The sequence below is a fragment of the Streptomyces durocortorensis genome, assembly GCF_031760065.1.
In the GTDB taxonomy this organism is placed as follows: domain Bacteria; phylum Actinomycetota; class Actinomycetes; order Streptomycetales; family Streptomycetaceae; genus Streptomyces.
In genome coordinates this window covers 3,422,231-3,444,629 of the sequence record NZ_CP134500.1, presented here as the reverse complement: position 1 = coordinate 3,444,629, position 22,399 = coordinate 3,422,231, and the positions used below count along the sequence as shown (strand labels likewise).

Sequence of the window (22,399 nt, the reverse complement as noted above, 5' to 3'; positions counted from 1 at the left end):
TGTGATCGCGGGGCCCGGTCGGCCCCGGCGTCGGTATACGTCTGTGGTGCGTCAGGCCGCGTGCGCGAGGAGATGGCGTACGAGAGTGATCAGGGCCTGCGCGGAGGATTTCTGGTCCCGGGCGTCGCAGAAGACGACCGGGGTGTCCGGCAGCAGGTCGAGCGCCTCGCGCAGCTCGTCCTCGGCGTGCTGGGTGTACGGGTCGAAGCTGTTGACGGCGACCGCGTACTCCAGTCCGTACGTCTCGACCAGGTCGATGACCGGGAACGTGTCGGCGAGCCGGGCCGGGTCGACCAGGAGCAGCGCGCCCAGCGAACCGCGCGCCATGTCCTCCCACAGCTCCACGAACCGCTGCTGCCCCGGCGTACCGAACAGATAGAGCACCAGCTCGTCGCTGAGGGTGAGCCGCCCGAAGTCCAGGGCGACCGTGGTCGTCTTCTTGTCGGGCGCCCCGCGCAGATCGTCCACCTGGGCCGCGGCCTGGGTCATCCGCTCCTCGGTGCGCAGCGGGGTGATCTCGGACAGTGTGCCGATCAGCGTCGTCTTGCCGACGGCGAAGTGCCCGACGACGAGGATCTTCGCCGCGCGCCGCACCGCGTCCGGCACATAGATGCTCTCAGCCGAACCGGAGCTGAAGTCCATGCAACACCTCTTCGAGGATCTTCCTGTCAACGAGCTGGGCCGGCGGCGGCGCCTTCCGGCGCAGCAGGTGTCCCTGCTGGTTTAAGTCCTGGAGCAGCAGCCGGGCCACCCCGACCGGCAGGCCGAGGTGTCCGGCGACCTCGGCCACCGACAGGTAGCCGCCGGAGCACAGCTCCCAGATCGCCTTCACCTCCGGGCTCGGGTTCGGCGGCGGCTGGCGGTCGGGGGCGAGGGTGACCAGGGTGACGAGGGAGAGGTCCTCCGCGTCGGGCAGCCCGCGTCCCCCGGTGATGACATAGGACCGGACGAACCCGCTGCTGACCTGCTGCTCCTCGCCCGGCGCGGTCATATCTCGCTGCCCGCGCTCTGGCGGGGCGGCGTGGTCATCGCCTTCCCCAGCGCGCTGACCTGCTGCTGCATCCGGAAGGACATCGCCTCCATGTCCACGTCGGCGGCCGCGGTCGCCGCCAGATAGGCGCCGCTGCCCGCGGCGATGAGGAAGATCCAGCCGTCCTCGTACTCCAGGAGCGTCTGCCGCCAGCGGCCGGGGTCACGGGTCCCGATGAAGGGGGCGACCGCGCGGCTGAGGGACTGCATGGAGCTCATGGCCGCGGCGACGGTCTCCGCGTCGTCCCGGCCGATCTCGCTGGAGTTGGCGAGCAGCAGGCCGTCGGCGGACACCAGGATCGCGTGCCGGGCGCCGGGCACCTGGAGCAGGTCGTTGAGCACCCAGGACAGATCGGGATTCACTGGAACTCGGGTCCTTCCGTGGTCGTCGTGTCCCGCCCGGACCGGGTGCCGCGCTGGAACGCGCCGAGCCGGGAGGCGGTCTCCTCGTTGCTGCGCACGGGCTGCGGCTCGGCCGATGGCACCGCGGCGACCGGGCTCTTGCGACGACGCTTCGGCAGCCCCCCGGTGGTGGTGCTGATCTGGGCCAGCGGCTGGGTGGCGGTGTCCGGCCGGGGAGCGGGCGGGAAGAGCGGGGTGGGCGCCGGGGCGGCCGGGGCGGGGCCCTGGCGGCGGTCCGCAGCCTGGTGCGCCTGCGTCCGCTGGAGCTGCTGGGGCTGTGCGAACTGCTGGGGCTGCGGGAACTGCTGGGCCCCGGAGGCTTCGGACATCCCGGACACCTGAGGTGCCTCGGGAGCTTCGGCGGGTGCCGCGGCGGGCGGCGCCTCGGTGGTGAGCAGTTCGTCGGGGATCAGGACCACCGCGCGTACGCCTCCATAGGGGGAAACGGAGTCCACCGAGACCCGGAAGCCGTAGCGGGCGGCGAGCATCCCGGAGACGGCGAACCCGAACTGCGGCGGGATGCCCAGGCTGGAGACGCTGATCGCCGCCTGGGGGGAGAGGAGGGCCGCCGCGCGGTCCTTCTCCTCCTGGCCCATGCCGAGACCGGCGTCGTCGACGATGAGGCAGACGCCCGTCGGCACGGCCTGGATGTTGATCTCCACCGGGGTGCCGGGGGCGGAGTAGTTCGTGGCGTTGGCGAGCAGCTCGGCGAGGACCACGGCGACGGGCTCCACCGCCCGGCTGACCACCGAGAAGTTCACCTGGCCGTTGACCCGGACCCGGTCGAAGTGCCGGATACGGCCCTGGGCGCTGCGGGCCACGTCGAAGACGGAGGCCACGGTCTCGCGCCGCCCGAGCCAGCCGCCGCAGAGCACCGCGATGCCCTGGGCGCGGCGGCCGAACTGGCTGTTGGCGTGGTCGACGGCCATCAGGTCGGCGAGGATGCCGGGGTCGTCGCCGTACTTGCGCTGGGCCTTCTCGATCACGACCTGCTGCTCGTCGGCGAGGCCCTGGAGGGTGCGGACGGCGGCTTTGAGGACCGCCTTCGTCTCCTCCTCCGCGTCCTTGCGGACCTCCGCGAGCTCGGCGGCCTGACGCTGGAGCAGACCGTTGTGGACGACGTGGAGTTCGTCCCGCTGGCGCAGGAGCGCGTCGCGCTCACCCCGCAGCTCGGTGGTCTGTCTGCGCAGTTTGACGTTGGTCGCGCGAGCCCGCAGGACGGCACCCACGGCGACCAGTGCTACGACAGCCAGCGCCCAGATGACGGGGCCCTGTGGAAAGGTCATGAGACTCACTTCAAGTGCCATGGCTGGGAAACGGCTTGACACCCCGTCAGGCGGCACGCGACCGGGGCGGATCTCGCCGGGGCCGTGCGCCGCTTCGGGAGGTGCCCCTCCGAAGGTGGGGCCGAGGAATCCATTCCTCCCGGAATGCCCCCATATGCCATCAGCCCACTGGAAGTGAGATGATCTTATCATCGGCCGCGCGCTGAAATGTCAAGAGCGCCATGCCGGTTGCCACTTGACGCAGAACGTTCACATCCGGGAGATGTGCAGGACGCCGCCCGTGCCCTCCCCGTAGGGCGCCGTGTCCGTGGCCGTAGGGCGCCACGCTCTAGGCCGTGGGGTGCCGCGTCCCTGGTCGGGGGCGCCGCCCCCCCGGAATGCGACATTCCGGCCTCCGTCGACGGGCACCGCCTCCTGCCGTACCCTTCGCATGGTCGGCCGGGTGAAGGGGCGCATCGTGATTCGGGTTGCCGTCGTGGATGACGAGCAGCTGGTCCGGTCCGGGCTGAATTTGATCTTGGGTGCGGCCTCCGATATCGAGGTGGTCGCCTGCTGCGACGGCGTCGAGGCCGTCGACCGCGTACGGAACGGGCGCCCCGATGTGCTGCTGCTGGACATCCGGATGCCCGAGGTGGACGGGCTGACCGTGCTGCGCCGGGTGGCCGCCCTGCCGTCCGCGCCCGCGGTGGCGATGCTGACCACGTTCGACGCGGGCGAGTACGTCGGCGACGCGCTGCGTGCGGGGGCGGCCGGTTTACTGATGAAGAACACCGCCCCGGAACAGCTCGTCCAAGCGGTCCGCGTCCTGGCCTCCGGTGGCAGGATCCTGGCGCCCGAGGCGACCGGCGTGGTGATCGAGGGCTACCTCTCCGCCGCGCGGGGGGCGCCGGACAGCACAGTGGCGCTGACCGACCGCGAACGCCAGGTCCTGGCCCTGGTCGGCGCGGGACTCTCCAACCGCGAGATCGCCCGCGAGCTGCGGCTGTCCCACGGCACGGTCAAGGACCACGTCAGCTCGGTGCTCTGCAAGCTGGGCGGAGTCAACCGCGTCCAGGCCGCCGTGATCGCGGACCGGGCGGGACTGCTCGGGGGTGTCGGCCCGGCATGACCGGCAGTACACCCCTTGACGCCGTGAAGCGGCTCCGCCCGCCCGGCCTCCGCCTGCCCCGGCTCCGTGTCTCCCGCCGCCTCCGCGCCGCCGGGCGGGCCGCCGTCCCCGTCGGCATCGCCGTGGTCGACGGGCTCCTCGTCAACGGGCTCGGGCCCGGCCCGGGCCTCTGGGTGGCGCTCGTCGCGGCGGGCGCGCTGGTGCTGCGGCGGCGCTGGCCCGAGCTGGTGCTGCTCGTCGGGCTGCCCGGCCTGTACGCCGGCCACCTCGCCTTCGCACCGCTGATCGCGCTGTACTGCCTGGCCGACCGCCGCCGCAGCGTGGCCGTCGGCGTCGCGGGGGCCGCCGCGGTCGCCCTGGCCCAGTTCCTGCCGTACCCGATCGCGGGCCTCCCGGAGCTGGCTCCGGACCGGGAGACGCTGATCACGGCGCTGGACTCCTGTGTCCTGGGCGCGGGGGCCGTGGTCCTGGGCCGGACGGCACGGCTGCGACGCGAACGGCAGCGGGAGATCGCGCAGGCCCGGGAGCGCGAGCACCGGCTCCTCGCCGAGCGGACCCTGTCCACCGAACGGGCCTGGCTGGCCCGTGAGATGCACGACGTCGTCGCCCACCAGGTCAGTCTGATCAGCCTCCAGGCCGGGGCGCTCCAGGTCGGCGACCCGGACGCGGCCACCGTACGGACGACCGCCGGGGTCGTCCGGGACCTCTCGGCGAAGACCCTCACCGAGCTCCAGCACATGGTGGGCGTGCTGCGCGCCGACGGGGTCGCACCGTCCACCCTCGCCCCGCAGCCCCGCCTCGCCGACCTCCCCGCCCTGGTCCGCGACAGCGGGCTGCGCGCGACCCTCACCGCTCCCGAGGCCGCCGGGCACTGGCCCCGGGCGGTGGAGCGGGCTGCCTACCGCACGGTTCAGGAAGCCCTCACCAACGTACGCAAGCACGCCCCCGGCGCCGAGGTGGACATACAGGTCCAGCCGCTCGACGGCGGCCTCGGGGTCGAGATCCGCAACACCCCGGCCGACGGGGCCACGGCCCCTCCGGACCTCCCCGGCGGCGGCCACGGGCTGGCCGGTCTGCGGGAGCGCGCGCAGCTGCTCGGCGGTACGTTCCGCTCGGAGCGCGAGCCGGGCGGCGGATTCCGGATCCTGGCCGTGTTTCCCTGCCGGGGGGCTTTCTGAAGGGGTGTCCGCACCTGCCGGAACGGCCCGTGCGGTCCCTCTCCAGGAGGAGATCCGTAACCCTGCCCCCCGCCGACCGGCGGGGGGTCTCCCCGTCGATTGGCCGGATAATTCGGGCCGATCTCGCTTAAGTGATTGGCTGGTTGCTGTCATTTCCCTGGAAAAGCTAGGATCGCTGTGCGCCTTGACCAGCGCACGCCGTGCGGGGGCCGTCGTGACGATTGCCCCGACGGCGGCCGTACGGGGGAAGTAGGGCAGGAATGGCAGATGACGGCATAGCTGTCGGGCTGATGGTCGCCAGACTGTCGTTGCGGCGGAGACTCACCAGGCTCTTCGCCCATCGCGGCTGGAATGCGGCAGAGAAGGAGGGGGCCGGGGGGCTCCTGCCCTTCGATGTCCTGGTCGCCGATATCGACCGGCTCGACGAGATACGGGATTCCGCGCCCGTCGTGGCGCTGACCTACGGTTCGGAAATACGCGATCTCGCAGCGGTGCAGGCCGATGTCCGGGCCGTCGTCGACCGCGACGACCTGGACGAGGCCTTCCTGGAGGCCGTGCAGGAGGTGGCGGCCGGGCACGGGTGGATCTCGCCCACGCTCGTCCGCCCGCTGCTGCGCGGGCAGGCGCCCGCACCGGTGGCGGCCCCGGCACCGGCGGCCGTCCCCGTGCTCCCGCAGGGGCGGGGGCGGACACTGGATCCGGCCCTGACGGCACGGGAGTACGAAGTCGTCTCGCTGGTGTCGCAGGGAATGAACAACAGTGAGATCGCGGGCGCCCTCTATATCGCGGAGAGCACCGTGAAGTTCCATATGTCGAACATTCTGCAGAAAACCGGATTCCGGGACCGCAGCCAGCTCGTGGCGCGTATGCCGGTGGCCGGCTGACCGGCACGCACAAACGCCACTGGTACATACCAACGTCAAGGAGACTGTCATGGAAAAGAAGAAGGAAGCGCTGCGCTGGGCCCCGGTGGGCATTCTGGTGGTGCTCGCGCTGATCGCTCCGCTCTTCGGCGACAACCCCACCGGCGTCGTGGTTCCGCTTCTGCTCGCGGTGACACTCGCGTGCACCAATGTCGCGATGCAGAAGAACGCGGTGAAGAAGGGCGGCGCCGGCAGCGCCGAGTGAGCCCGGGGCGCCTGGGGCGCCCGAGCGCGAGCCGACAACGCCGGGGCCGCCGCACGATCCGTGCGGCGGCCCCGGCGTTGTCGGCTCGTCCGGCGTCGCTCAGGCCGCCTCGTAGCGGGTGAACCGCACCGCGCCGAGAGCGCCGATGGCCAGTGCGTACAGGGCGAGGACCAGGAAGCCGAGGCCCTGCGAGCCGCCGTCAGCCTCGGCGGCGGCCGTCATGATCGTGCCGCCGACCGCCAGGTCGCCCGCCCCGCCGGGAAGCAGATTGCCCAGCTCCGCGTTGCCCAGCGAGGAGGCGAGGATGCGCAGTGTCGGCTCCAGGAACTGGGTGACCAGCAGGATGCCGACGATCGCGGCCACCTGGTTGCGTACCAGCGCCCCCACCCCGACGCCGATCGCGCCCCACAGGGTGAGCACCACGATGCTGCCGCCCAGCGCGCCGAGCACCGTGCCGTCCGTGAGGTACGTGGGCTTCCCGTGCCCCGACAGCAGGGCGGCGGCCACCAGCGCGCCGGAGAGCACGGCCACCGTCCCGTACACGAACGCCGTGCCGAGCCCCACCAGGAGCTTCGCCCCGTAGACCCGGGCCCGGCGCGGCTCGGCCAGCAGCGTGGCGGAGATCGTACGGGAGTGGTACTCCTGCGTCACCACGATGACGCCGATGGCCAGCGGGAAGACGTACGCGAGCGCCACCGCCAGGTTGTACGCGGGCACGGCGTCGCCCGCCGTACCGAAGCTCAGCGGGCTGCGGGGGGCGTTGAGGGCGCCGAAGACGATCAGTGCCGTGAGGGCCGCGCTGCACAGACCGACGGCCAGCAGCAGGACCCACCACAGCCGGGTCGTGGTGAGCTTCAGCACCTCGGACCGCAGGAGGGCGGCCGGGGAGACGGCCCCGGTCTCCGTGCCCGTACGCGCAGGTGCCACCGCGCTTGTACCCGTGCTCATATCCGTACTCCGTTCCCGGCCCGTGTCAGCCGCAGGAAAGCCGACTCCAGGCGTTCGCCCGGCTCCAGCAGACCGTCGAGGGGGCCGTTGCTCAGCAGCCGCCCGTGGTGCATCAGCAGGACGTCGTCGACCGTCTGCTCCATCTCGCCCAGCAGATGGCTGGAGAGCAGCACCGTCCGGCCCGAGGCCGCGAAGTCCCGCAGGAACTCCCGCAGCCACAGCATCCCTTCGGGGTCCAGGCCGTTCGCCGGCTCGTCCAGGATCAGCAGCTCCGGATCGCCCAGCAGCGCCGAGGCCAAGGACAGCCGCTGCTTCATCCCGGTCGAGTACCCGGCGACCGGCCGGTCCGCCGCCCCGGTCAGCCCCACGTCCGCCAGCAGCTGGTCCACCCGCTGCGGTGTGCACCCGGCGGCCGGGGCGTAGCAGCGCAGATGGCCCCGGCCCGTGCGGCGGCCGACGAACGCCCCGCCGTCCAGGCCCACGCCGATCCGCCGGGTGGGGGCGGCCAGTTCACCGTAGGGGCGGCCCCACAGCAGCGCGCTGCCGCCGGTGGGGCGGACCAGCCCGAGGACCATGCGCAGGGTCGTCGTCTTCCCGGCGCCGTTGGGGCCGAGGAAGCCGGTGACACGGCCCGGCCGTACGTCGAAGGAGACCCCGTCGACGGCTCTCGTTCCCCGGAACTCCTTCTGGAGATCCCGGACCGAGATCACCTGCTGTCGCTGTGCTTCCTGTGCCATGCGGCGGCGCCTCCTTCTCTTCGGACTCTTCCGGCTCTTCAGACCGTGTTCAGGTCGACCTGCGAGCGGACCAGTTCCCGGTACGGGCCGGGCTCGGTGATCAGCTCATCGTGGCGGCCGGTCTGCACGACCCGGCCGTGCTCCAGCACCACCACCAGATCGGCGTCCACGATGGTCGACAGCCGGTGGGCGATGATGATCCGCGTGCACTCCAGCCGTTCCAGCGCGGCCGCGATCCGGGACTCGGTGACCGTGTCCAGCGCGCTCGTCGCCTCGTCGAGCACGAGGACCCGGGGCTGCCGGGCCAGAGCGCGGGCGAGCGCGATCCGCTGGCGCTGGCCGCCGGAGAGGCTGCCGCCCATCTCGCGCACCGGCGTGTGGTAGCCCAGCGGCATCGCCGCGATGTCGTCGTGCACATGCGCCTGGCGCGCCGCGTCCACGACCGCCTCCATCGTGGCGTCGGGCACCCCGAAGCGGATGTTGTCCGCGATGCTGCGGTTGCTGAGGACGATGTCCTGCGGGACGTACGCGGCGCTCCGGTAGAACGTCTCCGCACTGATCTCGCGGATCGACACCCCGTCGTATCCGACGTCCCCGGACTGGATCGGGTACAGCCCCATCAGCAGCTTGCCGAGCGTGCTCTTGCCCGAGCCCGAACTGCCCACCACCGCGACCCGCTGCCCGGCCCGGATGTCGAACGAGACGTCCGTCAGGGCCGGGGTGCGGGAGCCGGGGTAGGAGAAGCCCACGTTCCGCAGCCGCACCGCGCCCCGCACGAGGGCCGGGCGGTCGCCGAACGCCCCCGGGTCGTCCGGCTGGTGGAGGATGTCGCCGACCCGGGCCACCTGCGCGTTCGCCGTGATCAGCTGGGTGAACGCGCCGGACAGCGACATCACCATGCCCAGGCTCGTCGCGGTCAGCGTCTGCGCCGCCACCGCCGAACCGAGGTCCAGCGAACCGTTCAGCACCAGCCACAGCCCCACCGCCAGCACGAGCAGTGGCCCGAACACCTGGAACACCGCGTAGCCGCTGGTCGCCACGCCCTGGAGGACGATCCGCCGCCGGGTCTGCTCCATCCCCGCCGCGTAGACCTTCTGCCAGTCCCGGAAGAACGTCCCGGTCATCCCGGAGACCTTCAGCGTCTCGATCGAGGACAGCGCCTCCATCTGGAGCGACGAGGACTTCGTCGTCTCGCTGATCTCCCGCTCGGTGATCCGCCGGATCGGCCGGTACGTCGCCACCGCGACGGCCAGCATCGTCAGGAACACCGCGAAGGCCGCAGCCCCCAGGGTGAACGAGCGGTAGAACATGTAGCTGAAGATCGCGATCAGGCTGCCGAGGTCGAGCAGCACGACCGACAACTGGCTGGAGATCATGTCCCGTACGGACGTGATGCTCGACAGCCGGTAGAACAGCTCCCCCTGCGAGCGGTTGGCGAAGTACTTGTAGGGCAGGTCGAGGAGCCGTTTGAACGTCTTCCCCATCATCGCCTCGCCCAGGCTCCGGATCACGGACGCCAGCGCCACGGTTCTGAGCAGCGAGAGCACGAAGAACACCGTCATCGGGGCGGTGAACGCCACCAGGACGAGGGCGATCGGGGCCTTCTCCAGATAGCCCGCGTAGTCGTTGACCGCGTACTGGGTGGCGATCGGCATGAAGATCGTGAACGAGTACAGCACCAGCGACATCAGGAACGCCTGGAGCAGCGGGCGCCGGGCGCCGGTCAGCGACCGGACGAACTCCCGCCAGACGCTGGGCTCACGGTGCCGCTCCGGCCGGTGCTCCGGCGTCGGTACGGCTTCGAGGGCCAGGCCCGAGTAGTGCTCGGCGAACTCCTCCGTGCTGTACTTGCGCCGCCCGCCGCCGGGGTCGACGACCGTGACCTGCCGCTCGTCGATCTCCTCGACGATCACGACGTGGCTGTCGTCCCAGTACGCGATGAGCGGCAGGGTGAGCTGCTCCAGCCGCTGGACCCCGGCCCGGAACGCCCGCACCTGGAAGCCCCGGCCGCGCAGGATGCTCGCGATCTCCTTGATGGTGAGGCCGTCGCGGCCCACCTCGTGCTCGCGGCGCAGGGCGGCCACCGAATCGCGGGAGCCGTACGCCGAGAGGACCATCGCGATGCAGCACAGGCCGCACTCGGCCTGGGCGAACTGCTGGACCTCGCGGACCCGTCGGACTCTGCGCATACGCCATGCCATCAGCGGCCTCCGAGGCAGCGGGGGAGGCCCGTTCCGGGGTGGCCGAGCATCTGCTGTGCCGCGAACCAGCCGGAGAGGCCGAGGAAGTAGGAGGGCAGGAGGGGTTCGGTGCCGATCCCGCAGGACCAGCCGCCCTCCCCGTACCGGTCGAGGAAGCCGGTGTGCAGGGCGGCGGCCCCGTCGCGCAGGTCGGGCCTGCCGAGCAGGTCCGCCAGGTGGCACAGGACCGCGATGCGGCCGGCGAGACCGTGGCAGAGGCTGAGGTCGGGGCCGGGTGCGGTGCCGGTTTCGGTTCCGGTGGGGCCCGGTTCCAGCACGCGGGCGATCTCCGGGGCGACCGCATCCGCCACGCGGCCCGCCGGTTCACCGAGGGCGGTGAGCAGCGTGGCGTGCGCGTACGCGATGCCCGCGTACCCCTTGCACCAGCCGGTGCTGCCCGCCCCCCGGTCGCGCAGGGCGGCGTCCTGCCAGCGGTGGCGGCCGTACGCCTCGGCGAACAGCTCCAGATGGGCGCGGGCGCCGCTGTCCCCGTCCAGGCCCGCCGCGACCATCGCGGACAGGGCCGTGATCCGGCCGAACCGGCCGTGGGCCAGCCCGAGTTCGGTGCCTTCGGCGTACGTGGCCGGGTCGCCGTCCACCGCGACCAGGCGGCGCAGCAGCCGCTCGGCCCCGGCGCCGGTCACCTCACCCGCCCCGGCCCGGGTGTGGGCGGCGAGGTGGACGAGGTAGCCGCCGTAGCCGTTGAGGTGGTCGAAGTCGGCGGCGGAGAGCGCGTCGACGTCGAACGTGCCGTCCGCCGGGCGGAAGTGGACGTCGTCCCGGAAGCGGGCGTCCGGGTCCGCCAGCCGCCGGATCTCCCAGTCGGTCACCAGGTCGGAGAGCACTCCGGTGAACGGCGACATCGACAGCGGCGACCCGTCGAGCACGGTGGGCCGGGTGTGCACGGCCCCGGCGCACACCCGCTCCAGGTCCACGCCGACCGGGGAGACGCCGGTGCGGGCCGCGCTCTGCGCGAGGTGCAGCAGGAGACCGCCGCCGTCGTACAGCGTGGCGTCGACGCCGCCGAGGCGCAGCCCGTCGCCCCGGAGGCGGGGTGTCAGCCAGGTCGGGGCGTCGGCCCCGCCGACCACGAGGCCACGGAGCAGGGCGTGCCAGTCGCCCGGGTCGGCGAGCCCGGGGAGCGTCGGGTCGCCGCCGGCCGTGGTCCCGGGCCTCCGGGTCTCCCACACGTCGTCGGCGGAACCGGCCAGTGCGTAGCGGATGTAGGTGGGGTCGCGGTCGGCGGGGCGGGCGAAGAAGGACCCCACGGCGGCGACCGCGGACTCCCGTGGGGTGACCTGGGCGGCGCTGCGGATCTCCTCGTCGAAGTCGCCCCGCAGCAGAGTGGAGTCGCAGTCCACGGTGAAGAACGGCACATCGAGGTCGAGCAGCGCCGCGACCTCCTCCCGGTGCACCGCGTCCGCCGACTCCGCAGCCGTGCCCCGGTAGTGGCGCGGCAGTTTCCCGAGCAGCTCGGCCCGGTCCTTCCTGCTGCCCAGGTGCACGGGGTGGGTTGAGGCCTCCAGGAACCGCGCGTACACATAGGTGGGCCTCACGACCTGGCGCACCGCCCAGTCCGCGGAGCCCCGTACGGCCTCCTCCAGGGCGGCGCGGTGGGCGGTGAGCAGGGCACGGGCCTCGCGGTACCCGGCGACGAGGTCGTCGGTCCAGCGGCGCGGGTCCAGCGGCTCGCCCGCCACGGTGGCCATGTTGGCGCCGTGCTCGACGACGACCTGGCTGCGGTCGAAGCGGATGTCGTCACTCCCGGCGTCCACGACCGCGTACGACTGGAGGTGCTCGGACGCCTCGGGCCGTACGCAGCCGATCCCCGAGATGTCGACGTCCAGCTTGGCCCCGGCGTAACGGGCCGGGAGGAGAAGGGTGTTGAGGACGGAGTGCTCGATGTCCAGGTTGAGCGCGGCGGCCGCGGAACCCGACTGTCCCGGTGCGGAGTTGGGCAGCGACACCAGGGTCTCGGTGTCGATGACGACCGGCCCCGCGGGGGTGGCGATGATGTTCTCGTGGTGCAGGTCGGTGGCCCCGAGCATGGCCAGGAGCGCGGCGGACCGGCCGAAGCGCCGGAAGTAGCGGGCGCTGTGCTCCGCCGTCCCGTCGAGGTCGGCGTGCGCGACGAACTCCTGCCAGACGTGGGCCGGCCGGACGAGGGTGCGCGGGTGCAGCGGCCCGAAGAAGGAACCGTCCGCGTCGAGGAGCGTGCGCAGGGTGGTCAGGAGCTGCTGGCAGTTGTCCTGCTGCGGCTTGTACACGGCGCGCGAGCCGTCGTCCCGGACCACCAGGCAGACCGTCCGCCCGCCCCGGTGGGCGTCGCCGAGCCCCGGGGTGAGCGACACGATGCGGCCGGGCCCGCCGAGGAGTATCTCCAGCTCGGCCCGGTCCGCGGCCGCGGCGTGCAGCACGTCGGCCACCGTACGGGCGGTACGGGCGGTGACCAGGCGCAGCAGCCGGTCCAGCTCGGGGAATCGGGCGAGGACCGCCTCGCGGCCCGTGGTCTCGGCGAGGTGGGCGTGGAACGCCTCGTAGCCGGTGTCCTGGGCGCGGAAGGAGGCGATCAGGGTGCGTACGCCGGTCTCGACACAGTGGCTCATGAGGGAGCGGAGCGCGGACTCGGCGACCCCGGCGAGATCCGCCACGCCGTCGATGCCGTCCGGGCCCTGGGGGGAGGCGGCGAGCCCGGCGATGCGCTGGGCGCCGTCGCGGAGGTACGGCGTGTAGAAAGCGCCGAATACGTCTGCCCTCTCCTCGGTGATGCGCTGGACCAGCTCGTCGAGGAACGCGTCGCTCAGGTGCACTCGTGGACTCTCTTGCCGTCGTCTGCCGGCTTCCGCCGTTTCAGGGGTGTGTGCGGTGTTCAGGGGTGGGAGGGTGGGGGCGGGCGCCCCGGAAGTAACGGTTCCGGGGCGCCCGCGCCTCACCGGCTCAGCGGGTTCAGCAGCGCTTGGTGCAGCCGCTCGTCGGGCAGCCGCCCTGCATCGCGGCGCTGGCGCCGACGATCACCGTGGTGACGGCGGTGGCCGGGACGATGGTGGGCGTGATGCCCGCGGCCAGCGAGTCCGGCGCGTCCGCGAGCTCCACGAGCTCGTCGGCGCTGACGTATCCGGTGGTGTCGTTCATGGCGATGTCGCCCATGACGGTTCCTCTCTGTTCTGTTTCTTCCTGCGTGGATGGGTGGTGCCAGGGCCCGGCAGGACGCGGGCCCGGTTCGTGGAGCGCTGCCGCGGGGACGAGCCCTAGGCGAGGCGCAGCAGGGAGGGGTGGCTCCCCGGGTCCAGGTGGTGGAGGACGGACCAGGCGAGTCCGGCCTCCCCGACCATGAGGCTGTTGGTGTACGCGTACTTGGTGTCCGAGCGCTGCCCGTACCGCTCGACGACCTCGTCGAAGAGGCGCGGGTACAGGTCCTCGGCACCGCCGCCCCCGGCGCCCTCGCCGAACAGTCCCGGGACCAGGTCCTCCCCGAGCCGGACGATCTCCGCTCCGGCCAGGTCGCCGTGGCAGTACGTCGGGTTGTTGCCGAAGCCTCGGGCGAGGGTCAGCTCCGCCAGCCGGTCCAGCACCGGGCGTGAGACGGCTCCGGGCGCGTGCTGGTTGCTCATCAGCGCGCCCAGCAGAATCCCGGGGGCGCCGTGGCACCAGCCGTACGAGCGCTCCGGCTCGCCCCACACGCGCGGCCAGTCGCGGTCGCTCTCCGCCTGGGATTCGAGGACCGCGCCGAGGATGCGCAGCCCGAGCCCGTGCACGTCCGGGTCGTCGAACTCGGCGCCGTAGCGCAGCAGTACGGGCGCGATGCCCATGGCCCCGTGCGCGTAACCGGTGTACGGGGTGACCCGGGGGTCCTGGAGCCCGAAGCCGCCGAGCGCCTCGGTCTCGCGGGCGGCGATGGTGCGGACCGCCTCCGCGACGACCGCCCGTTCGGCGGGGTCCGTGGCGCGCTCGTGCAGCGCGAGGCCGACGGACAGCGCGCCCGCCATGCCGCTGAGGAAGTCGGTGCCGATCTCCGCCCCCGAGCACCGGGCCAGCTCCCGGGCCAGCTCGCCGAGGCGCCCGGCCTCCGGCTCGTCCAGCAGGTCACGGGCCACGACGAGGGCGTACGCGGTACCGGCCATCCCGGTCATCCCGCCCACCGACACCCCCTGCTCGGCGAGGGCGCCGCCGCGCAGCTGCTCCTCGACCGGGTCCAGCACGCCGCGCGCCGCTGCCGCGAAGTCCGCCCGTCCCGTCTCGCGGGCCAGGGCGGCGAGGACGAGGGCGGGCCCGGGGCTGCCGCCGTACAGGTCGTAGCCGAGGGTGCCCGGACTCCACTGGCTCTGCGAGTCGGTGGTGACCTGCGGGGCTATCCAGGTCGCCGGGTGACGGGGCTCGGTGCTCGCCACCCGGGTCGCGAGCAGTCGCTCCCCGACCCGTACGGCCTCGTGGACGAACCGGTCCCGGTCCACGGCGACGGGGGGCCTGCCCGCCGGGCGCACGGGCACGAACCCGGTCTCCTCCTGCTCGGTCGGCAGCTTGTTGACGAACGAGAAGTCGATCAGGCGCAGTTCGCGCTCGATGACCGCCTCGTCGAGCCCGTGGACCCGCTCGCGCACGGTGGTCAGCGGCGGTTCGGCCAGGGCGTCGGCCCGGACCGTCCCGTCCGTGGAGCCGAGCGCGCGGGACCGGGCGGTGTACGAGAAGTAGGGGACGTCGCCCCGGGCCATCTGCCGGACCTCGGCGTCAGCGATCTCGGGGGAGTCGCCGGTGCGCAGGACGGTCCGGTTCAGGACGGCTGCGCGGACGACCGGGTCGGCCATCGCGTGCGGGTGCGTCGCCATGCGCAGCAACTGGGTGTAGAAGATGGTCGCCTGGTTGACGTGCCGGAACTGCACGTCGCCGAGGAACTCCTCGATCGCGTGGACGACCGCGTCCGGCTGCTGTGCCGCGTACCGCAGGACCCGGCTGAACTCGCGCTTGATGATGTCCCGTTGGTCGTTGACGGGCAGCTGGGTCGCGCGCTGCACGGCGAGGTTGGCGTTGGCGGCGGTGGTCGTCGTGGTGACCATCCCGACGAACATGTCGTCGCGGCCCGGGTTCTGGAGGCTCAGCGACTTGTACGGGGAACGCTGGCCGGTGTCGTAGCCGATCGCACCGATGTCCATGCCGTGGTCGTCGTCCCCGGCGCGCACGACGAGCGGCAGCAGCCCGGAACCGATGATCGACTCCCGGAGCGTGAGCGCCGCGATCTTGGAGGCGGCCCCGTCGTCGTACGCCTCGGGGAGGTTCAGCCGGGGCGACAGCAGGGTCTCGGTGTCGATGACGACCGGCCCGGCGGCGCAGGAGACCATGTTCTCGAAGTGGATGTCGGTGGCCCGCAGCAGGAAGAGGATGCCTGCGAGGGTGCCGATCCGGGCGAAGTAGTCCTTCTCCTCGCCCGCGTACTCCTCGGTGGGGATGAACTCGACGAACCCGCCGTGCTCGGTCGGCAGCACGGCGACGGTCGGCAGATCGGTGCCGAGCCGCCCGTTCATCCAGGAGACGAAGGAGCTGTAGCCCGCCTCCGCGCCGATCGGGTGCGGCTTGTAGAGGACCCGGCGGCCGTCGGTGAACAGGACCTGTGCGACGGACCGCCCGCCGTTGTGGGTGTCGCCCTCGCCGAGGACGAGGCGCTCGACGCGGGCGTCCCCCGCGCCGCCGGGTATCAGGGTGCCCAACCGGGGTGCGGCGGAGTCGAGTTCGCGGAGCAGCTCGACGACGTAGCGGGCCGCGGAGCCGACCTGGCTGTGCACCAGGTGGAAGAGGTGCGGGTAGCGGCCGAGCAGCTCGCCGTGCCCGGACGCGCTGTTGGTCCACCGCCGGAAGGCCGCGTACCGCTCCTCGGGGCTGCCCCCGTCGAGCAGGCCCGCCGAACGCCGCTGGTGGAGCTCCTCGACCAGGGTGCGGATCATCAGCCGGGAGACGAGCCCGGTCTGGTGCACGAGGAAGTCGTCGACCACGGCCCCCGGGTCGGCGACCAGGGGGGACTGCGCGGCGGCATCGCGGACGAGGTCCGTCCAGGGCCCGACGAAGTGCCGGAAGTAGTCGTGGAAGAGCCCGTCGGGGTCGAGGGAGGGGTCGTACGGGACGGGTTGCTCGGGGCGGGGTTGCGGCTCGGCGGCTGTCCTTGCCCCTGCTGCTGCCCGCAGCCGTTCCTCGACGTGTGCGATCAGCACGGGGTCGGTCAGCTCCGGCAGATACGTCCGAAGCGCTTCGGACGTGCCGGGGCCGGGGGAGACGTCGTGACTGTTCATGAACACCGGATCCTGGGCGGGCGGGAGGCGGGCGGGAGGCAGGGCGCTGGGTGAAGGGAAGTGGGGGTGACGCCGGGAGGTGGAGTCCCGGCGTCAGAAGGTCACTTGCAGTTGTTCTGGCACTCCGCGGTCGCGGTGCAGAAGTTCCCGTTGTTCCCCAGGACGTAGCTGGCGCCGTAGCAGGACAGGGAGGACACGAGGGTTCCCCAGCCCTGGCCGGCGGCGCTGACGGAGTCGAGGTTCTGGTCGTCGATCTCTTCGAGGATGCCGACGTTCGGGTTCGCCATGTGGCTCACACCTTTCACGCGAGGAGCGGCGCGACCGCGGGGCGGCCGGACCGTTCCGGATGGATGTTGACCCCATGAACGCTAGGGATCAGGCCATCGGGTTACCCCCGCCCAGGGGCGGGTTCCGCCCCCTCCCTGGGGAGCGTTCCGCCCGTCCGTGAACCCTCCCGAAACCCGCCCGGGCGGACGGAACCGGAGGGGGTGGGACGGTCGGGACGCCTGGAGTGGACCGCTCAGGCGGGCGTGGTGGAGGCGCGGGTCTCCAGGGACCAGGCGTGGTCGCGGACGGTGTCGGGGGCCGCGCGGTCCGCGAGGATGTCGCAGAGCAGCTCGGCGCAGGCGCGGCCGTACGCGGCGGGGCGCAGGTCGACGGCGGTGACGGGCGGCTCGGAGCTGCGGGTGGCGGTGCCGTCGACGCAGGAGGCGACGAGGAGGGGGGCGCCGCCGAGCCTGCCGCCGTCGCCGTTTCCGCTGCTGCTGCCTCCGCTGCCTCCGTCGGTTCCGTGCCTTCCGCCGACCTCCCGGCCGAGGGCGGCCGCGGCGCGCAGGACGCCGGGGGCGGAGCCGTCGGGGGCGCAGATCACGGCGTCGACGGCGGGGTCGGCGCTCAGCAGCGCCCGGGTGGTCTCCTCGGCCTCCCCGGGGGTCGCCGCGAACGGCACGGTGCGCAGCGCGACCTCCACCCCGTGGGCCCGGCCCCAGGAGGCCGCGGTGGCGCGCAGCGCGGTCGCCCAGGCGGAGGTGCCCGCCGGGGCCAGTACGGCGGGGCGGCGGGCGCCGCGCCCGGTCACGTGGTCGAGGAGGGCGGTCAGCGAGGCGGCGTTGTCGCAGACCACGGCGCCGCTGGGGCCGGCGGCCGGGCCGAGGTAGCGCTCGCCGGTGACCACCGGGACGCCCGCGTCGAGCAGTCCGGGCACCGCACTGTCGCCGACCTCGGGGTCGATCAGCAGGAGCCCGTCGACGCGCGAGCCGACCGGCCCGCTCGCCGCGCCCGCGGGCGCCAGCAGCACCACGTCGAGCCCCTCCTCCTGGGCGCGCGCCACGGCGCCGAAGGCGAGGTTCATGTAGTAGTCCAGCCGGGTCGCCGTCTGGGGCAGATACAGCCCGACGGCGCCGGTACTGGCGCGGCGCAGCCGCCGGGCGGCGCTGTTGGGGCGGTAGCCGAGCTCCCGCGCCACCGCGCGGACCCGGTCCCGGGTGGCCTCCGCGACCCGCCCCGAGCCCTGGAGGGCGTCGGACGCGGTGCTCTTGGAGACCCCGGCGGCACGGGCCACGTCGAGCAGGGTCACGGTCCGGGAGGTCACGGGGGTGAAGTCTAGGGGGGTTGCCCGCGACACCCCGTCGGGGTTCGCGACCGTACGGGGCGGAGGGTTGCCGGAACGTTCCGGCACGGCTAGATTCGGTCCGCGCCGGAACGTTCCGGCACCTCGTCCGAAGTTCGTGGCCGCCTCCGCCCCCGTCCCCCCTGGAACCCGCCATGCGTCTGATCACCGCGTACAACCCGCCCGCCTCCCCGACCCGCACCCGCCCCGCCGAGCGCGCACCCCTGCGCGTCGCGGCGGTCCAGCAGCGGTGGCACCGGGACCCGGCCGAGCACCGCGCCGCGCTGCTGGAGGGCATCCGGCTCGCCGCGGCCGAGGGCGCCCGTGTGGTGTGCCTCCAGGAGCTGACGCTCTCGCCGTACTTCGCCGTCGTCCGCAGGGCGGACCACCCCGAGCCCGCCGCGCCGGAAGAGCTGCTGACCGGTCCCACCTTCACGTTCGCCGCCGAGGCCGCCCGCGAGCACGGCGTGTACGTGCACGCCTCGCTGTACGAGAAGGCCCCGGCGCCGGGCGGCGAGGACGACGGCCTCGGCTACAACACGGCGATCCTCGTCGCCCCCGACGGCACCCTCGCCCAGCGCACCCGCAAGACCCACATCCCGGTCACCGAGGGCTACTACGAGGACGACTGGTTCCGCGCCGGTCCGGCGGGCGACGACGCCTTCCCGCTGGTCGAGGTCGACGAGGCCGCCTTCGGGCTGCCGACCTGCTGGGACCAGTGGTTCCCGGAGCTCGCGCGCGCCTACTCCCTGGCCGGGGCCGACGTCCTCGTCTACCCGACCGCCATCGGCTCCGAGCCCGGCTTCCCCGGCTTCGACTCCCAGCCGCTCTGGCAGAAGGTGATCACCGGCAACGCGATCGCCAACGCCACCTTCATGATCGTGCCCAACCGCATCGGCGCCGAGAACGGCCTCACCTTCTACGGCAGTTCCTTCGTCGTGGACCCCTACGGCCGTGTCCTCGCCCAGGCCCCCCGCGACGAACCCGCCGTCCTGGTCGCCGACCTCGACCTCGACGCCCGCCGCGACTGGCTGGAGCTGTTCCCGTTCCTCACCACCCGCCGCCCCGACGCGTACGGCCCGCTCACCGAGACCCGCTGAGCCCGTCGGCCCCCCCCCGCACCTCCCTCTCGTAGCGGCTCCTGGGCCTGGCCCGGCCCAGGAGCCCGCGCCCGCGCACCGATCCGCACCGGACACCGAAACGCACCTGATACACACCCGTGCGGTGCCCGAAGCATGGCCCTGACCAGCCGGAAGCGGGATTCCCGGAGGCTGTCGACGTACCGGATCGCCGGTGTACGCGACGTTGGGAGACCTGTGCCGTGCTGAGCCCACCGGAGAGCGCCGCCGAACCCACCACGGACACCGTCGTTCCGCCGCCGCCCTCACCCGGCGGGGGCCGCCCTGCCCGATGGGTCGCCGCCGCAGCGGTCGTCTGGGCCGCGCTGATGGCGCTGCACGCGTGGATTCCGAACTCCGTCGGCAACGCGGGCAGCCTCTTCCAGACGTTGCTGCCCTGGACGGGCCTGAGCGTCCCGGTCCTCCTCGTGCTCGCCGCCGTGTGCCGGTCCCGGCTCGCCGCCGTGGCGGTCCTCGCGCCCGCCGTGGTGTGGGTGACGCTCTTCGGCGGGGCCCTCACCGACAAGCGGGCGGACGCCCGGTCCGGCACCGGGGACCTGACGGTGGTCAGCCACAACGTGGACGAGGGCAACACCGACCCTGTCGGTACCGCGCGCGTGCTCGCCGCAGCGGACGCGGACGTACTGGCCCTGGAGGAGCTGTCCGCCGCGTCCGCGCCCACGTACACCCGCGAGCTGGCCGCCGCCTACCCGCACCACGCGGTGCTCGGCGGGGTCGGCCTCTGGAGCAAGCACCCGCTGGAGGAGGTGAAGGCGGTGCCGATCATGCCGTGGACCCGCGCGGTACGGGCCACGGCACGCACCCCGGAGGGGCCCGTCGCCGTGTACGCCGTCCACCTCGCGTCGGTACGGGTCTCGGCGGCCGGGTTCACGACGGGCCGCCGCAACGAGGCCGCCCGCGCCCTGGCCGCCGCGCTGCGCGAGGAACGCGCACCCCGGCTCGTCGTGCTGGGCGACTTCAACGGGACGTTCCGGGATGCCGCGCTGGCCCCGGTCACCTCCCGGCTGCGCTCCGCGCAGCGCGAGGCGGGCGACGGCTTCGGCTTCACCTGGCCCGCCGCGTTCCCGGTGGTGCGGATCGATGACGTCCTGGTACGGGGGATGACCCCGCGCTCCGCCTGGACCCTGCCCGCCACCGGCAGCGACCACCTGCCCGTCGCGGCGACGCTGGGCCGGTGACCGGCCACGCCCCGACTACGATGCGAGCGACCGAGCGACCCACGACCTCGAAAGTCCAGGTAGGCAGCGTGTCGGAAGCCAGGGGACCGGACCCCGTCAGCGTGCTCGTGGTCGAGGACGACGCCGCCATCCGGCGTGCCGTCCAGCTGGCGCTGGAGCGCTACGGCTACCGGGTCGCGGTGGCCGCCGACGGGCTCAGCGGTCTGGAGGCGTTCCGTGGGGGCGGCCACGACCTGCTGATCCTCGACGTGATGCTGCCCGAACTGGACGGCATCGGCCTCTGCCACCGTATCCGCGAGGAAAGCCCGGTCCCGGTCCTGATGATGTCCGCGCGCGGCGACGCCCTCGACGTGGTCGCCGGGCTGGAGGCGGGGGCCGACGACTACGTGGTCAAACCCGTCGACACCGCCGTCATGGTGGCCCGTATCCGCGCTCTGCTGCGGCGCGCCACGTTCCGGCCGGACGCGCGGGAGCCCGCACCCGGGAAGCCCGACAGGGCACCCGGCCACGTCCTGGTCTTCGGGGACCTCAGCGTGGACACGCTCGGCATGGAGGTGCGCCGGGACGGGGCGATCGTGCCCATGACGCCCACGGAACTGCGCCTGCTGCTGGAGTTCGTGGCAGCGCCGGGCTCCGTGCTCGACCGTCGACGGCTGCTGCGGGACGTCTGGGACTACGGCTGGGAGGGCGACACCCGGGTCGTGGACCTGTGCGTGCTGCGGCTGCGCAAGAAGATCGGCAGCGGCCGGATCGAGACGGTACGCGGCTTCGGCTACAAGCTGGTCCGGGACTGACCGGCCGACGCCCCGTGGACTCCCCCGACCTGGACTTCCTCAACCCCCGCGCCCTCCGCTGGAAGATCGCCGCACTGGCCGCCGCCGCCTGCTGCGCGGTCGCGGCCGTGATCGGCTTCCTGGTGCACGACGCGACCCGCGAGCGCGGACTGAGCGTGGGGAAGGACCGGGCCCTCACCCGGCTGATCGCCGCCGAGCGGGAGTTCTCCCGTACGGGGAAGGCTCCGGCCGACATCGACGTACGGGCCGGGCACGAGCTGCCCGAACCCCTGGCGCGGAATCTGGCCGACCAGCCGGACACCAGCGGGAGATACGCCACCTGGTACGACGCCGATCCCCCCAACTGGTACTGGATGTGGGGGGTCGTGGCCGTCGGCGGCGACGCGTTCCTCGTCGTCCGGGACGACATGAGCACCGAGGTCCGCAGCCTCCAGCTCCTGGACCGCAGCATCGCGAAATCCGTCCTGGCCGCCCTCCTGGTCGTCGTCCCGCTCGCCGCCCTCGCCACCGAACCGATCAACCGGCGGCTGCGCCACGGGGCCCGTACCGCCCGCCGGATCGCGGACGGGGACCTGGACGCCCGTATCGGCCGGGCCGGGCGGGCCCGCGACGAGATCACCGAGATGTCGGCGGCCGTCGACGACATGGCCACCGCCCTCCAGCGCAAGCTGGAGAACGAGCAGCGCTTCACCGCCGACGTCGCGCACGAACTGCGCACCCCGCTGATGGGCCTCGTCACCGCCGCCGGGCTGCTCCGGGAGACCGACGAGGCGACCGAGCTCGTACGGGACCGGGTCCGGGCCCTGAACGCCCTGGTGGAGGACCTGCTGGAGATCTCCCGCCTGGACGCGGGCGGCGAGCGGGCCCGCCCCGACCCGGTGCCACTGGGCGAACTGGTCGCAGATGTGGTGCGGCGTACGGGCACGGACACCCGGGTCACCGTCCGGGATGCCGAGGTCGTGGAGACCGACCCGCGCCGGGTGGAGCGGATCGTGGTCAACCTCGTCGCCAACGCCCACCGGCACGGCGCGGCCCCCGTCGAGGTGACGGTGGGCGGGGCCCGGATCGTCGTACGGGACCGCGGGCCCGGCTTCCCGCCCGACCTGCTGGACCGGGGCCCGCAGCGCTTCCGCACCGGCGCGAGCGAACGCGGCCGGGGCCACGGACTCGGCCTGACGATCGCGCAGGGCCAGGCCGGGGTGATCGGCGCCCGGCTGACCTTCGCGAACGCCCCGGGCGGGGGAGCGGTCGCGACCCTGGACCTGGGCGCGGGGGCAGCCTGACGAGGGCCGGTACGGCGGCTGATACGGAACCGAAACGCACTTACGCGGTGACGGAAACGGCGCTG

At 73.1% G+C, this 22,399-nt stretch carries 20 protein-coding genes; 8 read left to right on the top strand and 12 right to left on the bottom strand.

All coding sequences use genetic code 11. The features are described from left to right. Positions 1-51: 51 nt before the first annotated feature. From RI138_RS15145 to RI138_RS15130, 4 genes are read right to left on the bottom strand one after another with little or no spacing between them, the layout of a single operon-like run. Entirely contained in the window at positions 52-642 is a 591-nt protein-coding gene (locus tag RI138_RS15145) for a GTP-binding protein (RefSeq protein WP_311120357.1), read from the bottom strand. Then, positions 617-991 carry a DUF742 domain-containing protein gene (locus RI138_RS15140; protein WP_096626484.1) on the bottom strand — a complete coding sequence of 125 codons (375 nt, stop codon included), beginning with the start codon at positions 989-991 and terminating at the stop codon, positions 617-619. Before RI138_RS15140 ends, RI138_RS15145 begins: the two co-directional genes overlap by 26 nt. After that, complete coding sequence (locus RI138_RS15135; RefSeq protein ID WP_311120356.1) at positions 988-1,392, bottom strand: roadblock/LC7 domain-containing protein; 405 nt, start codon at positions 1,390-1,392, stop codon at positions 988-990. The genes RI138_RS15140 and RI138_RS15135 overlap by 4 nt, the downstream gene beginning before the upstream one ends. Continuing rightward, on the bottom strand, positions 1,389-2,717 hold the full coding sequence (locus RI138_RS15130; RefSeq protein ID WP_311120355.1) for an ATP-binding protein: 1,329 nt from the start codon (positions 2,715-2,717) through the stop codon (positions 1,389-1,391). The genes RI138_RS15135 and RI138_RS15130 overlap by 4 nt, the downstream gene beginning before the upstream one ends. Before the next feature lie 457 nt (positions 2,718-3,174). On the opposite strand from RI138_RS15130, the gene RI138_RS15125 reads away from it, so the two are divergent. From RI138_RS15125 to RI138_RS15110, 4 genes are all read left to right on the top strand, one after another. Beyond that, positions 3,175-3,825: a response regulator transcription factor gene (locus RI138_RS15125; protein ID WP_311120354.1), complete on the top strand. Its 651-nt coding sequence runs from the start codon at positions 3,175-3,177 to the stop codon at positions 3,823-3,825. After that, positions 3,822-5,003: a sensor histidine kinase gene (locus tag RI138_RS15120; RefSeq protein WP_311120353.1), complete on the top strand. Its 1,182-nt coding sequence runs from the start codon at positions 3,822-3,824 to the stop codon at positions 5,001-5,003. The genes RI138_RS15125 and RI138_RS15120 overlap by 4 nt, the downstream gene beginning before the upstream one ends. 260 nt (positions 5,004-5,263) lie before the next feature. Next, on the top strand, positions 5,264-5,887 hold the full coding sequence (locus RI138_RS15115; RefSeq protein ID WP_311120352.1) for a helix-turn-helix transcriptional regulator: 624 nt from the start codon (positions 5,264-5,266) through the stop codon (positions 5,885-5,887). Positions 5,888-5,936: 49 nt separating this feature from the next. Further along, positions 5,937-6,131: a hypothetical protein gene (locus RI138_RS15110; protein WP_096626472.1), complete on the top strand. Its 195-nt coding sequence runs from the start codon at positions 5,937-5,939 to the stop codon at positions 6,129-6,131. Positions 6,132-6,230: 99 nt separating this feature from the next. Here the strand turns inward: RI138_RS15110 and RI138_RS15105 are convergent, their stop codons facing one another. The 8 genes from RI138_RS15105 to RI138_RS15070 all read right to left on the bottom strand — a co-directional run bounded on the left by RI138_RS15105 (position 6,231) and on the right by RI138_RS15070 (position 17,922). Continuing rightward, complete coding sequence (locus RI138_RS15105; RefSeq protein WP_311120351.1) at positions 6,231-7,079, bottom strand: ABC transporter permease; 849 nt, start codon at positions 7,077-7,079, stop codon at positions 6,231-6,233. Further along, positions 7,076-7,816, bottom strand: coding sequence for an ABC transporter ATP-binding protein (locus tag RI138_RS15100; protein ID WP_311120350.1), 741 nt, complete (start codon positions 7,814-7,816; stop codon positions 7,076-7,078). The genes RI138_RS15105 and RI138_RS15100 overlap by 4 nt, the downstream gene beginning before the upstream one ends. A 38-nt stretch (positions 7,817-7,854) precedes the next feature. Continuing rightward, positions 7,855-10,005 carry a peptidase domain-containing ABC transporter gene (locus RI138_RS15095; RefSeq protein WP_311120349.1) on the bottom strand — a complete coding sequence of 717 codons (2,151 nt, stop codon included), beginning with the start codon at positions 10,003-10,005 and terminating at the stop codon, positions 7,855-7,857. An 11-nt stretch (positions 10,006-10,016) separates the two neighbouring features. After that, positions 10,017-12,866: a type 2 lanthipeptide synthetase LanM gene (gene lanM / locus RI138_RS15090; protein ID WP_311120348.1), complete on the bottom strand. Its 2,850-nt coding sequence runs from the start codon at positions 12,864-12,866 to the stop codon at positions 10,017-10,019. Positions 12,867-13,002: 136 nt separating this feature from the next. Beyond that, a complete protein-coding gene (locus RI138_RS15085; RefSeq protein WP_096632906.1) occupies positions 13,003-13,203 on the bottom strand; it encodes a class II lanthipeptide, LchA2/BrtA2 family in 201 nt (66 codons plus the stop codon). A gap of 101 nt (positions 13,204-13,304) precedes the next feature. Beyond that, on the bottom strand, positions 13,305-16,331 hold the full coding sequence (locus RI138_RS15080; protein WP_311120347.1) for a type 2 lanthipeptide synthetase LanM family protein: 3,027 nt from the start codon (positions 16,329-16,331) through the stop codon (positions 13,305-13,307). A gap of 101 nt (positions 16,332-16,432) precedes the next feature. Further along, positions 16,433-16,618, bottom strand: coding sequence for a plantaricin C family lantibiotic (locus RI138_RS15075; RefSeq protein ID WP_096632908.1), 186 nt, complete (start codon positions 16,616-16,618; stop codon positions 16,433-16,435). A 233-nt stretch (positions 16,619-16,851) separates the two neighbouring features. Further along, entirely contained in the window at positions 16,852-17,922 is a 1,071-nt protein-coding gene (locus RI138_RS15070; protein WP_311120346.1) for a LacI family DNA-binding transcriptional regulator, read from the bottom strand. A 173-nt stretch (positions 17,923-18,095) separates the two neighbouring features. Between RI138_RS15070 and RI138_RS15065 the strand changes: the two genes are divergently transcribed. From RI138_RS15065 to RI138_RS15050, 4 genes are all read left to right on the top strand, one after another. Then, a complete protein-coding gene (locus tag RI138_RS15065; protein WP_096632910.1) occupies positions 18,096-19,040 on the top strand; it encodes a carbon-nitrogen hydrolase in 945 nt (314 codons plus the stop codon). 221 nt (positions 19,041-19,261) lie between these two features. Continuing rightward, a complete protein-coding gene (locus RI138_RS15060; RefSeq protein ID WP_311120345.1) occupies positions 19,262-20,257 on the top strand; it encodes an endonuclease/exonuclease/phosphatase family protein in 996 nt (331 codons plus the stop codon). 20 nt (positions 20,258-20,277) lie between these two features. Next, complete coding sequence (gene cseB / locus RI138_RS15055; protein WP_311120344.1) at positions 20,278-21,051, top strand: two-component system response regulator CseB; 774 nt, start codon at positions 20,278-20,280, stop codon at positions 21,049-21,051. 29 nt (positions 21,052-21,080) lie between these two features. Further along, positions 21,081-22,334, top strand: a complete 1,254-nt coding sequence (locus RI138_RS15050) for a sensor histidine kinase (protein ID WP_311122899.1) — start codon at positions 21,081-21,083, stop codon at positions 22,332-22,334. Positions 22,335-22,399: the final 65 nt, after the last annotated feature.